Raw genomic sequence first — 12871 nt, 5'->3', positions numbered from 1 at the left:
CTGGCGCTGGTGAGCGCGGCAGGTCTTCTGGTGCCCGGGGCGCAGCGGGCCGCAGCCCATGGTCGTGCTCGTGAGGGTGCACGGGTCGTGGACGAGCAGCGGACGGAGAGGCGGATCGTCGACCTCACCGTGCGCTCGGCCGCCCTCGGCCGCGACGCGCGCGTCCGGCTGCTGACCCCGGACGGCTGGGAGCGGCGCGGCCGGGACGACCGATGGCCGGTGCTGTATCTGTTCATCGGAGGAGACGGCGACCACGAGGCCTGGACCAGGGAGTACGAGGTCCAGAAGAAGCCGGAGTTGCGCGGCACCCTCGTCGTCATGCCCGAGATGCCGCTGTACGGCTTCTACAGCGACTGGTGGAATCACGGCCGTGGCGGACCGCCCGCCGTCGAGAGTTTCCATCTGCGCGAGGTGCTGCCCCTGCTGGAGCGCGACTACGGCGCGGGCACCCGGCGGGTGGCGGCAGGGGAGTCCCAGGGCGGTTTCGGCGCACTCTCCTACGCGGCTCGGCACCCGGGGCTCTTCCGTGCCGTGGCCAGTTACAGCGGATTCGTGCACCCGCTGCAGCATCCGCACGCCGTACGGGCGGGCATGACCTATCTGGGTCTCGACTGGCTGGCGTTGTGGGGCGATCCCGTGGCCCAGCGCGCGATCTGGCAGGCGCACGACCCCTACCATCTGGCCGAACGTCTGCGGGGCACCCGCGTCCATCTGTCCAGCGGCGACGGCCGGGCAGGAAAGCTCGACCCGCCGGGCACCGAACCCGATCCGCACGTCCCCGGTCTGGAGGACCCGGACCGTCCGTTCCCGGAGGACGTGATCTCGCCGACGGAGACCCTGATGGGGGAGGAGTCGCGTGCCGTCGCCACCCGTCTCAGGAGGGCCGGTGTCCAGGTGAGCACGCACTTCTACGCCGGTACCCACTCGCCGCCGTACTGGTGGCGGGAGCTGGACCGCACCCTGCCGATGCTGCTGAGCCGCAGCCAGGGTGTGGCTCAGTAGAACTCGACGGTGTTCACCCGGTTGACCAGCTCCTGTCCGTCGAGGAGCCGGGTGGCGTTGGCGGCGAAGAGTTCGGCGATGAGGCGGTCCTCCGAGGAGTCGAGCGCGGCGGTGTGCGGGCTCACCAGCACCCGGTCGTGGTGCCAGAGCGGACTGCCGTCCGGCAGCGGCTCCGTCTCGAAGACGTCCAGCGCGGCGAAGCCGACCCGGCCGGAGTCGAGGGCGTCGGCGAGGGCCGCCTCGTCCACGACAGAGCCCCGACCGACGTTGACCAGCGTGGCCCCGGGCCGCAGGGCGTCGAAGAACCGCTTGCCGAGGAGGTGTTCGGTCGCCTCGGTTCCGGGGAGCGTGTTGACGACGGCGTCCACGGTGGGAGCCACCTCGGTGATGCGGTCGGGATGCACCACGGTCGAGACACCCGGGACGGTGACGTCCCTTCTGCTCGTGCCGATGACCGTCGCGCCCAGGGCATGCAGTGCCGTGGCCACCGCCCGGCCGATCCCGCCCAGCCCGAGCACCAGCACGGTCTGCCGGCTCACCTGCCCCATCGTCCAGCGGCCGCTCCACTCACGGTCGCGCTGCTGGCGGTTGAGGCGGGGCAGATCCTTGGCTCCCGCGAGCACACCGAAGACGGCGAACTCGGCGAGCGGACGCCCGTGCACCCCGGCCGAGGTGGTGAACAGGACCCGGCCGAGCTCCTCGGCGTTCAGCCCGGCGGCCCTGACCTGGCCGCCTCCGCCCGCGGCCATGGTGTGCACCCAGCGCAGCCGCGGATTGGCCCGGACGGCACGGGCCAGGGCGGCCGGGTCCACATCGGGGATCCCGTACAGGGCGTCGGCCGAGTCGATCGCGGCCTCGTAGGCACGCTGCCGCTCGGGGCCGCGCCGCCAGTCCGGATCGCCCGCGAAGTCGGCGGGCCAGCGCATCGGGGGCAGCAGGGCGTGGTCGACGACGAGGTCGATCCGCGGCTCCAGCCGCCGGACGAGCGCGGCGTTCTCCTCGGACAGCGGGGCGGCGACGGCGACGCGCAGGCGGCCCGGCACCCGGTCCCGGCCGGTCACCGCACGGCCTGGGCGCGCAGCGCCTCGACCTCGGCGTCGAGCGCGGCCTCGCGGGCGACGATCTCCTCCACGGCCCGGAGCGCCTCCTCGGCGCGGTGCGGCGGGATGACGATGACGCCGTCCCCGTCGGCGGCGACGATGTCGCCCGGGTTCACCACGACACCGCCGATGGCGACGGCCTCGCCGATCGTGCCCGGGCCGTTCTTGAAGGGCCCGGCCGGAGTCAGACCCCGCGCGAAGACCGGGACGCCGAGCCGTTCGATGATCGCGGCGTCGCGGACATAGCCGTCGACGACCGCGCCGGCCGCACCGTGCACGGCGAACCGCTGGGCGAGGTTGTCACCGATGATCGCGCGGCCGTCGTAGCCGAAGGCGTTGATGACGAGGACGTCGCCGGGGCGGATGTGCTCGAGCGCCTCGATCACGGCCTTGTTGTCGCCCGCGACGGTGAGGACCGGGAGCGCCGTGCCGACGGCCGCGGCGCCGTTCCAGATGGGGGCGATGCCTCCGTCGACGATGTTCAGCCGGTCGAGGGCGTCGCCGAGGTTGGCCACGGAGTGGGCGCGGAACCGCTTGAGCACCTGCTCGTCGACGCGTTCCCACGCCGTGTTGACGCGCACGTTGTCCTGGGTCATCGCAGAATCCTTCCAGAAAATGCGAAACCTTTCGCGTTTCGCGTCAGTCAGTGTGCATCCATCGGACGTGCGGCACAAGGGGTGCCCGACGGGCGCGACCGGGGCGGGAGCGCGAGTTTGACCAGAGGGTGAACGCATCCTTGACCACCCGAGAATGCGAACCTATTCTCATTCGCGATTCCAGTCGCAACTCGGCTCCGGCGCTGTTCCGCGGTCTTCCACCGTGACGTTTCCGCCCGCCCCCTCGGGCGCGGGCCGCCTTCGAACAGTGCCGTGGTCACCCGCCCCTGAGGCACTGTCACCGCTTTCCCCTCCTGGCCCCCACCTTTCGTGGGCGCACCTCGGCGCATGAGCGATCACCGGCCCTCACTCCGCTCGGCGCACGATCCTCAGGACACCGTCCCCGGAGTCCGCGACACCGAAAGTGAACGCGTATGACTACGTCAGATCGGCTCGACATCCCCTCAGACCGTGACGAGGCATCGTCCGATGCGCCCGGCGCGGCAGCGGTCGACGTCGTCTCCGCCAACCGCAAGGTCGTCCGCAAGGCCACCGTCGCGGGCTCGATCGGCTCCTTCGTCGAGTGGTACGACTACGGCATCTACGGCCTGCTCGTCACCTATCTCGCGATCAACATCATGGGAGAGGCCGAGGCCGGAGGCCTCTTCCTCACCAACGTCGGCTTCCTCGTCAGCTTCGTCGCCCGCCCCTTCGGCAGCGTGATCTGCGGCTACCTCGGCGACCGGCTCGGGCGCAAGAGCCTGCTCGCTGCCCTCCTGGTACTGATCTCCGCGGCCACCGCGGCCATCGGCCTCATCCCCTCCCACGCCGTCATAGGCGTGGCCGCGCCCGTCCTGCTGGTGCTGCTGCGCGTGCTGCAGGGCTTCTCCGCCGGCGGCGAGGTGGCCGGCGCCATGTCCTTCGTCGGCGAGTACGCCCCGGACGCCCGCCGCAACTACATGATGAGCTTCATCGCCGTCGGCTCGTTCGTCGCCCTGATGTTCGGCAGCGCCTTCTCCGCCGTCCTCATCACGACCCTCGGCGACGACTCCATGACCTCCTGGGCGTGGCGGGTGCCGTTCCTGCTCGCCGTCCCGCTCGGCTACGTCGGCTTCTACATCCGCCGCCGGCTGGAGGAGACCCCGCACTTCACGGCGCTGCGCGAGCAGAACACCGTCGCGCGTAACCCGCTCAGGGAGGCCTTCACCAACCGGCGCCATCTGAAGGCGATCGTCCTCACGATCTTCCTGCCCGCCCTCAACGGCCCCGGCTACTACCTGCTCTTCGTCTACATGCCGACCTACTTGAAGACCTCGCTCGGCGAGCACAACTTCTCGATGCTGCGGGCGCTCACGGTCACCGCGGTCAGCCTGGTTGCCATCGTCGTCTGTATCCCGCTCATGGCCCGCCTGTCGGACCGGATCGGCCGCAAGCCCGTGCTCGCGGGCTCGGCCGTCGCCATGGCCGCCGTCTCGTACCCGATGTTCCGGCTCATCACCACCGGCGAGTTCGGGCTCGCCTGCGTCGGCACGATCGTCCTCGCGATCGCCTTCTCCGGGCACGCCGCCGTCGTGCACACCGTGCTCGCCGAGATGTTCCCGACGACCGTGCGCTACTCCGCCTACAGCATCGGCTTCAGCCTCTCCACGATCATCTTCGGCGGCAGCGCCCCGCTGGTGATGACCGAGCTGATCGAGTCGACCGGCTCCAACCTCGTCCCGGCGTTCGCCTCCATCATCACCGCCCTGATCACCCTGGTCGCGATCGCCTTCGTGCGCGAGACCAAGGGCCGGCCCCTCGCGGCCCGCTGAACCATCCCCCCCCACGAGGAGAGACACCATGGGAATCAACTCCGTAGCCGTCGTCGCCGACCTCGGCGAGAGCTTCGGCAACTACACGATCGGCGACGACGAGGCCCTGCTGGGCCTGGTCACCTCGTCGAACATCGCCTGCGGCTTCCACGCCGGTGACCCGCGCATCATGGACCGGACGGTTTCCGACTGTGTCGCGCGCGGCATCGAACTGGGCGCCCACCCCGGCTACCCCGACCTGGTCGGCTTCGGCCGCCGGCTCATCGAGGCGACCGAGGAGGAGATCCGCACCGACGTCCTCTACCAGCTCGGCGCCCTGGACGCCTTCGCCCGGGTGCACGGCGGCACCATCAGCCATGTCGCCCCGCACGGCCGCATGGGCTCGATCGCGCAGACCGACGCCAAGCACGCCCGCGCCATCACCGACGCGATCGCCGCGTACAACACCGACTACATCGTCATCTGCCAGCGCGGCCTGCTCGCGGAGGAGTCACGCAAGCGCGGCCTGGAGGTCGGCTACGTCTTCCTCGCCGACCGAGGCTACGGCGACGACGGCATGCCCGTGCCCCGCTCCCACGAGGGCGGACTCATCTACGACCCGGAGCTGATCGGCGAGCGTTCGGCCCAGGTCGTGCGGGAGGGGACGGTGCGCTCGGTCAACGGCAACGTGGTCCCGCTCGGCCATGACGCCGACGTCCTGCTGCTGCACGGCGACCACCCGACCGTCCTCGCGAACGGCACCGCGCTGCGTGCCGCGCTCGACAAGGCGGGCATCCAGGTCGGCGGCCTGCGCGAGGTCCTGGCGCAGAAGGCGGAGGTCGCGCTCGCCGGCTGAGGGCGGGGCGCACCAGGTGATGACCACAGCACAGTACGGCGACCTCACCGTCGAGCCCTACGGCGACTCGGCGGTGATGGTGACCATCCCGCATACCGACCAGGCCATCCGCAGGGCCGGGATCGTGGCGTTCCGCGACCGCTTCCTGGCGCACCGCCCGCACGGTGTGCTCGATGTCGTCTCCGGCCTCGAATCCCTGCTCGTCGAGTTCGACCCGCTGCTGACCGCGTTCGAGCACGTGGAGTACGCGGCGCGGCTCGTGGCGCGGTGGGCGCCGTCACCCACGGACGGACCGGCCCGCACGCGGCAGGTGCGGACGTTCGCCATCCCCGTGGTCTTCGACGACGACACCGGCCCCGACCTGGGGTCCGTCGCCGAGGAACTCGGCCTCGCCACCACCGATGTCGTCGAGGCGATCGCCCGCTCCACCTTCACCATCTGCCTCCTCGGCGCGGCGATGGCCCCGATGATGGACGGCCTCAAGGTGCCCCGGCCGGTGCGCCGGCGGGCCGAGCCGCGCACGGACGTCGCCCCCGGCGCCGTCATGATCGCCGGGACCAACGCGATCATCCAGCCGTTCCCCGGCCCGACCGGCTGGCGAGTGGTCGGACGCACGCCCCACACCATCGTCGACATCTCCCGCCCGGACCCCGTGTCCTTCGGCACCGGCGACGTCGTGCGCTTCGTCCCCGTCACCCGGGACGAGGCCGAGGCGCTCGGCGAGGGCTTCCTGCTGCCGACGGAGGTGGCCGTATGACGACCGTGACGCTCGACTTCACCGGCACCGGCTGGATCACCACGTTCCAGGACCTCGGCCGGAGCGGCACGGAACAGCGCGGCGTTCCCACCGGGGGAGCGGCCGACCAGCACTCGGCGGCCGTGGCCAATCTCCTCGTGGGCAACCCACGCGGCGCGACCCTGCTGGAGAACCTGGGCGGCGAACTGGCCCTCGTGCCCGACGCCGACGTGCTGCTCGCGGTGACCGGCGCACCCGCCGAGGTCACCGTCGGGGGCTCGCCCGCCGACGGCTGGTCGCCGCTGGTCGTCCCCGCGGGCCACGAGGTGCGGATCCGCGGCGACATGAGCCGGGGGACCCGCACCTATCTGGCGGTGAACGGAACGCTGAGCACGGAAACGCTGCTGGGCAGCGCCGCCCCGGACGCCCGGATGGGCTTCGGGCAGGCCCTCGCCCCCGGCTCGCGGGTCCTGCTGGAGACGGAGTTCCGGGGGTTCAGAAACCGCCCGTTCGAGGCGCAGCTCTTCCGGCTTCCCGTGCCCGTGCCGCGCTTCGACGACGGACCGTGGGTCGTCGACGTCGTCCCCACCCCCGGCATGCGGACGATCGCGGGGATCCGCGAGGTGATCGAGGAGGCGACCTACGTCGTCACACCGCGCTCCAACCATGTCGGGCTCAGGCTCGACGGGCCGGTGCTCCACCCGGACACCGACACCGAGATCGTGTCGCACGGGGTGCCCATCGGGGCGCTGCAGATCCCGCACGCGGACGAGCTGATCGTCCTCGGCCGCTACCGGAGCCTGACCGCCGGCTACCCGATCGTCGGTGTCGCCGCCCGGGCGTCCCTGCCGCTGCTCGGGCAGGCCGGGCCGGGGCGGGAACTCAGGTTCCGCTGGATCGACCGCGAGACCTCGCTGCGCCGGTTCGCCCACCGCGAGTCCGAGGTCCGCGCACTCGGACGGGCGGCTGCCGAGGCGTTCGGCGCGCTCGGTTTCACCCCGCCCCTGCCCACGCCCTTGCCCGAACCCTTGCCCCAGACAATCTGAGAATCTATTCTCATATGCAAGGTGACTCTCATGTCGCTGATGGAGGAGAAACGGTGACGACATCGTCCGGCGCGATCGCGCTCATCACAGGAGCCGGCAGCGGAATGGGGCTCGAGACCGCGCGCCTTCTCGCCCGGGACGGCGCCGCGGTGGTCCTGATCGGCCGCAGACAGGAAGCCCTCGACGCGGTCGCCGCCACCATCCGCGCCGAAGGCGGGACCGCTCTCGCCCTCGCCGCGGACATCACCCGCGCCGACGACGTGACACGCGTCCTCGACCGGGTGCGGAGCGAACTCGGCCCGGTCGACATCCTCGTCAACAACGCGGGCAGCTCCTCCTCGGTGCTCAACCCGCAGTGGCTCCCGCACGACGAGTGGCGCCAGGTCCTCGACGTGAACCTCACCGCCGTCTTCCAGCTCACCCAGGCCGTCCTGCCCGACATGCTCGACCGCGGCGCCGGGACCATCGTCACCGTCTCCTCGCTCGCCGCCGTCAACCCCAACCTGCTCGGCGGCGCCGCCTACGGCGCGGCCAAGGCGGGCGTCCGCAACTTCATGACCTTCCTGCACAACACCTTCCGCAACCAGGGCCTGCGCGCGATCACCGTGCTGCCGGGTGAAGCGGACACCCCCATCCTCGACAACCGCGCCCGGCCCCCGGCGCCGGAGGAGCGCGCCGGCATGGTGCGGCCCGAGGACGTCGCCGAGGCCATCCGCCTGGCCGTCGCGCTGCCCCAGCGCGTCGTCCTCCAGGAGATCGTCGTCGCCCCCACCCGCCAGCGGGACGTCTCCGCCGACCTCGAGATCAGCCGCCGGACGGGCGCACCCGCCGACACCGCACCGCACGCCTGACACCCCGTCACCAGGAGGAGCGCATGCCGCCCATCGTCACCACCCAGCCGCCTCTGCACGACACCGCCGCCGCCGTCGCCCGGATCGCCGCCGCCTCCCGCCGGACCCAGCAGCCGCAGTCCCGGTCCGACCTCGTCTCCCTCGCGATGGGCGAACCCGACTTCGACACCCCCGAGCGGGTCACCGAGGCGGCCCACGCCGCACTGCGCGCCGGCCGCACCCACTACTCGCCGCTCCTCGGCGAACCGGCCCTGCGCGAGGCCCTCGCCGCCAAGCTCACCGCCACCGCCGGGACCCCGGCCTCCGCCGGCGACGTCCTGATCACCCAGGGCGGCACCGCCGGACTGGCCGCGTCGATCCTGTCCCTCGTCGACCCCGGGGACAAGGTGGTCGTCCCGGACCCCACCTACTCCCTCTACGGCGACCTGGTCGCGATGGCCGGCGGCACCGTCGTCCCCGTCCCGCTCGCACCGGACCTGCACTGGGACCTCGACCGGCTCGCCGACGCCCTCATCGACGCCAAGCTCTTCGTCTTCTGCAACCCCGTCAACCCGACCGGCATCGTGCACGGCCGGGAGGAACTCGAAGCGCTCGCCGCCCTGCTCGACGGCACCCCCACCATCGTCGTCTCCGACGAGGCCTACTCCGACCTCGACTACACCGGCCGCCCCTTCACCTCGGCCCTCTCCGTCGACGGCCTGCGCGAGCGGACCGTTTACTGCCAGACCTTCTCCAAGAGCTACGCCATGACCGGCTGGCGCGTCGGCTACCTCTGGGGCCCCTCGCCGCTCATCCAGGCGGCCGCACGCGTCCACAACACCTTCAACGGCTCCGTCAACACCGTCATTCAGGACGCCGCGCTCGTCGCCGTCGAGAGCTGCGACGACGACGTGGCCCGGATGCGCGCCGCGTACCAGGAGCGCGGCGAACTCATGCGCAGGGAACTGTCCGCGATCCCCGGCCTCACCCTCAGCGCACCCGAAGGCGCCTTCTACCAATTCCCGCGCTACGACATCGATCTGCCGTCCGTGGAGGTCGTGGCGGCGCTGCGCACACAGCACGGCGTCGCCGTCCGGCCCGGGAGCGAGTTCGGAGCGCGGGGTGAGGGGCACCTGAGGCTGTCGTACGCTGCCAGCCCGCAGTCCATCACCGAGGGTGTCCGCCGCCTGGCCGCCGGTCTTTCGGCCCTGCGATGAGCACCGTCCCGTACACGACGAGGAATCGACCCATGCGCAGTGACACCGAGCGCAACCGCAGGCACCTCATCAAGGCGGCCGCGCGACTGTTCGAGAACTCGCCCACGCCCGTCAGCCTCGCCGAGATCGCCAAGCACGCCGAGGTGTCCACCGCGACGGCCTACCGCCACTTCTCATCCGTCGAGGAGGTGCTGCATGCCTTCCGCGCCCAAGTGGGCTCCGAACTGCGGGACTTCAGCGCCCGGCAGACCACCCGCGGCATGACCAAACTCGAAGCGGTCTCGCGGCACTGGGTCTCCCTGGTCCTCGAACACGGCGGGGCGATGGCCCAGATGCGCTCGCACCGCGGCTATCTCGAGCGCCTGCGCGAAGGAACCGGCTACCTCACGCCCCAGGCCGAGGCGCTCGCCGAGCCGCTGCGGCAGACCACCGAGGAACTGGGCCTCGACGACCTCGGCGACGAAGCCCTCTATCTGTGGAACGCGCTGTTCGACCCGCGCGACATCCTCGACCTCATCAAGAGCGGACGCACCGAGGACGAGGCCGCCGGCCGTCTGGTGGCCGCACTGCGCGGCGCCCTGACCGGCTGGGCGGCGGCGGAACAGCAACAGGCCGACTGACCGGCCGCACCGGAACGGAGACACCGCACGTATGGACGTCAGCGCCCACATCGACGCCGTCTACGACACCCTCCGCAGGCGAGACCCCGGGGAAACGGAGTTCCACCAGGCCGCGCACGAAGTCCTGCACGCCATAGGCCCCGTGCTCCGGGCCCACCCGGAGTACGCCGAGGCCCGGATCGTGGAGCGGCTCTGCGAGCCCGAGCGGCAGCTGATGTTCCGGGTCCCGTGGGTGGACGACCAGGGCACCGTACGGGTCAACCGCGGTTTCCGGGTGGAGTTCAACAGCGCGCTCGGCCCGTACAAGGGCGGCCTGCGCTTCCATCCCAGCGTGAACCTGGGCATCGTCAAGTTCCTGGGCTTCGAGCAGATCTTCAAGAACGCGCTGACCGGTATGGCGATCGGCGGCGGCAAGGGCGGCTCGGACTTCGACCCCAAGGGCCGCTCCGACGGCGAGGTCATGCGCTTCTGCCAGGCGTTCATGACGGAGCTGTACCGCCACCTGGGCGAGCACACGGACGTGCCCGCCGGCGACATCGGGGTGGGCGCCCGAGAGATCGGCTACCTCTTCGGCCAGTACAAGCGGATCACCAACCGCTACGAGGCCGGCGTCCTCACCGGCAAGCCCGTCGGCTGGGGCGGCTCCCACGCCCGCACCGAGGCCACCGGCTACGGCGCCGTGTACTTCGCCCAGGCGATGCTCGGCACCCGCGGCCAGGACTTCGACGGACGCCGGGTCGTGGTCTCCGGGTCGGGAAACGTCGCCGTCTACGCGGCCGAGAAGGTCCACGCCCTGGGCGGGCGCGTGGTGGCCTGCTCCGACTCCTCCGGCTACCTCGTCGACGAGGACGGCCTCGACCTGGACCTGCTCAAGGAGGTCAAGGAGGTGCGCCGGGCCCGGATCTCCGCCTATGCCGAGGCGAAGCCGACCGCGCGGTTCTCCGCCCGGGGGTCGGTCTACGACGTGCCGTGCGACATCGCCCTGCCGTGCGCCACCCAGAACGAGCTGGGCCGCCAGGACGCCGTAGCGCTGGTGAAGAACGGTGTGCTCGCCGTGGCCGAGGGCGCGAACATGCCCTGCACGCCCGAGGCGATCGAGGTGTTCCGCGAGGCCCGGGTCCTCTTCGCCCCCGGCAAGGCGGCCAACGCGGGCGGGGTCGCCACCTCCGCGCTGGAGATGCAGCAGAACGCCTCGCGCGACAGCTGGACCTTCGAGCGGACGGAGGACCGGCTCGCGACCATCATGGGACAGGTGCACGCCCAGTGCCGTGTCACCGCCGAGACCTACGGCGGCGACGCCGACGACTACGTCCTCGGCGCCAACACCGCGGGCTTCCTCCGCGTCGCCGAGGCGATGACGGCCCAGGGCGTCGTCTAGGGCCTGCCGTTTGGATCACGCCGCAGACGCGGGGTCTGGCACACACATCTGCCGCGTTGTCGTCGGTTGCCGATTCCCCCACGCTCGGCTTCGCTCGCGCGGGAGGTGCCCCCATCGCGTCGACGCCCTCCTCCGCCTTGCAGCTGCACGCGCCAGACCCCGCTCACGGCGATGACAAGCCGCTGCCGATTCCCTGCGACCTGATCCGAACGACAGGCCCTGGGCGGAGGGCCCGGTCACCGCCCGGCGGCGGACCCCACGGCGAGGACACGATCACGCAGGACGGGGAGTTCGGAGCGGATCCGGGCGACCTCGCCCATGTCGACCCCCACCGTCACCGTCTCCGCCGCGGTGCCGGCCTCGCCCAGGACCGTCCCCCAGGGGTCGACGGCCACGCTGTGCCCGCCCTGCCGCATACCGCCATGGGTGCCCGTGGCGCAGCAGGCCAGCAGGAAGACCTGCTCCTCCAGCGCCCTCGTGCGGGTCAGGAGCTGCCAGTGCGCGAGCCGGGCCGCGGGCCAGGCGGCGGGCACGATGATCAGCTCCGCCCCCTCGTCGATCAGCCCCCGGAAGAGCTCGGGGAAACGCAGGTCGTAGCAGATGGCGAGGCCGATCACCCCGAATTCGGTGGGCACGGTGACGATGTCGCCGCCCCCGCCCATCATGGTCGCCTCACCCGTGTCGAAGCCGTACCGGTGGATCTTGCGGTAGTTGCCGCGCAGGTCACCGGCCCGGTCGAAGAGGAGCGCGGTGTTGTAGAGGGTCCCGTCCGCGTCCCGTTCGACGATCGATCCGGCGTGCAGCCAGACCCCGGCCGCGCGCGCCGCCGCGGACATGGCCTCGGCGGTGGGACCGTCGATCCCCTCGGCGTCGTGCCCCCAGCCGTCGTACGCCCAGGCCCCGGCCGTCCACAGTTCCGGCAGGACCACCAGATCGTCGCCGGTCCGGCCCCGGACCAGCGAGGACGCCCTGAGACGGCGCTCCTCGGCGGAGTCCGACGCGTCCACGGACAGCTGTATCAGCGAGGCTCGCATGACTGTCACCTCCGGGAGAACCCGTTCCCTACGAGCCTAAGGAGCCCGAGGTGCATCCCGCCTGTTCAGGGCTCGCACACCAGGCCGGCGATATGCGCGGTGACCGTGTCGAGGATGCCCGACCAGGCGTCGTCGTCGCCGAGCACGAGGTAGTTGAGGGTCAGGCCGTCGGTCATGGCGGCCAGATAGCGCGCCAGGACCGGGGCGGGGACGCGCAGCCGCAGGCCCATGGTCTGCCGCAGCTGGTCGATGAGCTCCAGGTACGTCTCGGCGTACAGCTCGTACTGGCGCCGCGCCAGATGCTCGAAGCCGGGCTGGCGCAGCGCGTACTGCGTGAGCTCATAGGTGAGCATGTGCTCGTCGGGGTGGGCCCGGACGTGCTCCCAGTACGCCTGGAAGCCCGCCCGGACGGTCTCCTCCAAGGAGGCCCTGGGCCGCAGGGCCTCCTTCACCACTGTCACGTAGTGCCCGGTGATGGTGGTGATGACGGACTCGATCAGCTCCTGCTTGGAGTCGAAGCAGTAGTGGAAGACGCTCAGCGAGACGCCCGCTTCGGCTGCGATGGACCGGGTCGTCGTCCTGGGGACGCCGTCCCGGGCCATCGCCCTGATCGCCGCTTCGGTGAGCTGTCGCCGCCGCTCGGCGGACGGCAACCGTGCCATGGAA

Annotated in this window: 13 protein-coding genes; 9 read left to right on the top strand and 4 right to left on the bottom strand. The window is 71.5% G+C overall.

The features are described 5' to 3' along the window. The first annotated feature begins 87 nt into the window (after positions 1–87). Positions 88–1002 carry an alpha/beta hydrolase family protein gene (locus NNW99_RS01205; RefSeq protein WP_251057667.1) on the top strand — a complete coding sequence of 305 codons (915 nt, stop codon included), beginning with the start codon at positions 88–90 and terminating at the stop codon, positions 1000–1002. On the opposite strand, the gene NNW99_RS01200 is transcribed toward NNW99_RS01205, so the two are convergent. Next, complete coding sequence (locus NNW99_RS01200) at positions 996–2063, bottom strand: D-2-hydroxyacid dehydrogenase (RefSeq protein ID WP_215116707.1); 1068 nt, start codon at positions 2061–2063, stop codon at positions 996–998. The genes NNW99_RS01205 and NNW99_RS01200 overlap by 7 nt on opposite strands. Next, positions 2060–2698 carry an RraA family protein gene (locus NNW99_RS01195; RefSeq protein WP_215116706.1) on the bottom strand — a complete coding sequence of 213 codons (639 nt, stop codon included), beginning with the start codon at positions 2696–2698 and terminating at the stop codon, positions 2060–2062. Before NNW99_RS01195 ends, NNW99_RS01200 begins: the two co-directional genes overlap by 4 nt. Positions 2699–3132: 434 nt before the next feature. Between NNW99_RS01195 and NNW99_RS01190 the strand changes: the two genes are divergently transcribed. The 8 genes from NNW99_RS01190 to gdhA are packed head-to-tail and all read left to right on the top strand — an operon-like array spanning position 3133 to position 11171. Continuing rightward, on the top strand, positions 3133–4509 hold the full coding sequence (locus NNW99_RS01190) for an MFS transporter (RefSeq protein WP_215116705.1): 1377 nt from the start codon (positions 3133–3135) through the stop codon (positions 4507–4509). Positions 4510–4537: 28 nt separating this feature from the next. Continuing rightward, positions 4538–5344, top strand: a complete 807-nt coding sequence (locus tag NNW99_RS01185) for a LamB/YcsF family protein (protein WP_215116704.1) — start codon at positions 4538–4540, stop codon at positions 5342–5344. Between the two features lie 19 nt (positions 5345–5363). Next, positions 5364–6101, top strand: a complete 738-nt coding sequence (locus NNW99_RS01180; RefSeq protein ID WP_215116703.1) for an allophanate hydrolase subunit 1 — start codon at positions 5364–5366, stop codon at positions 6099–6101. After that, positions 6098–7126, top strand: coding sequence for a biotin-dependent carboxyltransferase family protein (locus tag NNW99_RS01175; protein WP_215116702.1), 1029 nt, complete (start codon positions 6098–6100; stop codon positions 7124–7126). The genes NNW99_RS01180 and NNW99_RS01175 overlap by 4 nt, the downstream gene beginning before the upstream one ends. A 53-nt stretch (positions 7127–7179) precedes the next feature. Continuing rightward, complete coding sequence (locus tag NNW99_RS01170) at positions 7180–7977, top strand: SDR family oxidoreductase (protein WP_215116701.1); 798 nt, start codon at positions 7180–7182, stop codon at positions 7975–7977. A gap of 23 nt (positions 7978–8000) precedes the next feature. Beyond that, on the top strand, positions 8001–9173 hold the full coding sequence (locus NNW99_RS01165) for a pyridoxal phosphate-dependent aminotransferase (RefSeq protein ID WP_215116700.1): 1173 nt from the start codon (positions 8001–8003) through the stop codon (positions 9171–9173). Positions 9174–9205: 32 nt separating this feature from the next. Continuing rightward, positions 9206–9793, top strand: a complete 588-nt coding sequence (locus tag NNW99_RS01160; protein ID WP_215116699.1) for a TetR/AcrR family transcriptional regulator — start codon at positions 9206–9208, stop codon at positions 9791–9793. A 31-nt stretch (positions 9794–9824) separates the two neighbouring features. Continuing rightward, entirely contained in the window at positions 9825–11171 is a 1347-nt protein-coding gene (gene gdhA / locus NNW99_RS01155) for an NADP-specific glutamate dehydrogenase (RefSeq protein ID WP_215116698.1), read from the top strand. A 236-nt stretch (positions 11172–11407) separates the two neighbouring features. On the opposite strand, the gene NNW99_RS01150 is transcribed toward gdhA, so the two are convergent. Next, a complete protein-coding gene (locus tag NNW99_RS01150; protein ID WP_215116697.1) occupies positions 11408–12205 on the bottom strand; it encodes a nitrilase-related carbon-nitrogen hydrolase in 798 nt (265 codons plus the stop codon). 65 nt (positions 12206–12270) lie between these two features. Continuing rightward, the gene (locus NNW99_RS01145) at positions 12271–12867 is read right to left on the bottom strand and encodes a TetR/AcrR family transcriptional regulator (protein ID WP_215116696.1); all 597 of its coding nucleotides are present in this window, start codon (positions 12865–12867) and stop codon (positions 12271–12273) included. Positions 12868–12871: the final 4 nt, after the last annotated feature.

This window comes from Streptomyces sp. CRCS-T-1 (genome assembly GCF_024442335.1).
GTDB lineage: Bacteria > Actinomycetota > Actinomycetes > Streptomycetales > Streptomycetaceae > Streptomyces > Streptomyces koelreuteriae.
This window is presented reverse-complemented; position numbering and strand designations above follow the sequence as displayed.

Bases quoted from the DNA above. Each gene is read 5' to 3' on its own strand.
- NNW99_RS01195 (WP_215116706.1), bottom strand. From the start codon at position 2,698: ATGACCCAGGACAACGTGCGCGTCAACACGGCGTGGGAACGCGTCGAC.
- NNW99_RS01190 (WP_215116705.1), top strand. From the start codon at position 3,133: ATGACTACGTCAGATCGGCTCGACATCCCCTCAGACCGTGACGAGGCA.
- NNW99_RS01185 (WP_215116704.1), top strand. From the start codon at position 4,538: ATGGGAATCAACTCCGTAGCCGTCGTCGCCGACCTCGGCGAGAGCTTC.
- NNW99_RS01180 (WP_215116703.1), top strand. From the start codon at position 5,364: ATGACCACAGCACAGTACGGCGACCTCACCGTCGAGCCCTACGGCGAC.
- NNW99_RS01175 (WP_215116702.1), top strand. From the start codon at position 6,098: ATGACGACCGTGACGCTCGACTTCACCGGCACCGGCTGGATCACCACG.
- NNW99_RS01165 (WP_215116700.1), top strand. From the start codon at position 8,001: ATGCCGCCCATCGTCACCACCCAGCCGCCTCTGCACGACACCGCCGCC.
- NNW99_RS01160 (WP_215116699.1), top strand. From the start codon at position 9,206: ATGCGCAGTGACACCGAGCGCAACCGCAGGCACCTCATCAAGGCGGCC.
- gdhA (WP_215116698.1), top strand. From the start codon at position 9,825: ATGGACGTCAGCGCCCACATCGACGCCGTCTACGACACCCTCCGCAGG.
- NNW99_RS01150 (WP_215116697.1), bottom strand. From the start codon at position 12,205: ATGCGAGCCTCGCTGATACAGCTGTCCGTGGACGCGTCGGACTCCGCC.
- NNW99_RS01145 (WP_215116696.1), bottom strand. From the start codon at position 12,867: ATGGCACGGTTGCCGTCCGCCGAGCGGCGGCGACAGCTCACCGAAGCG.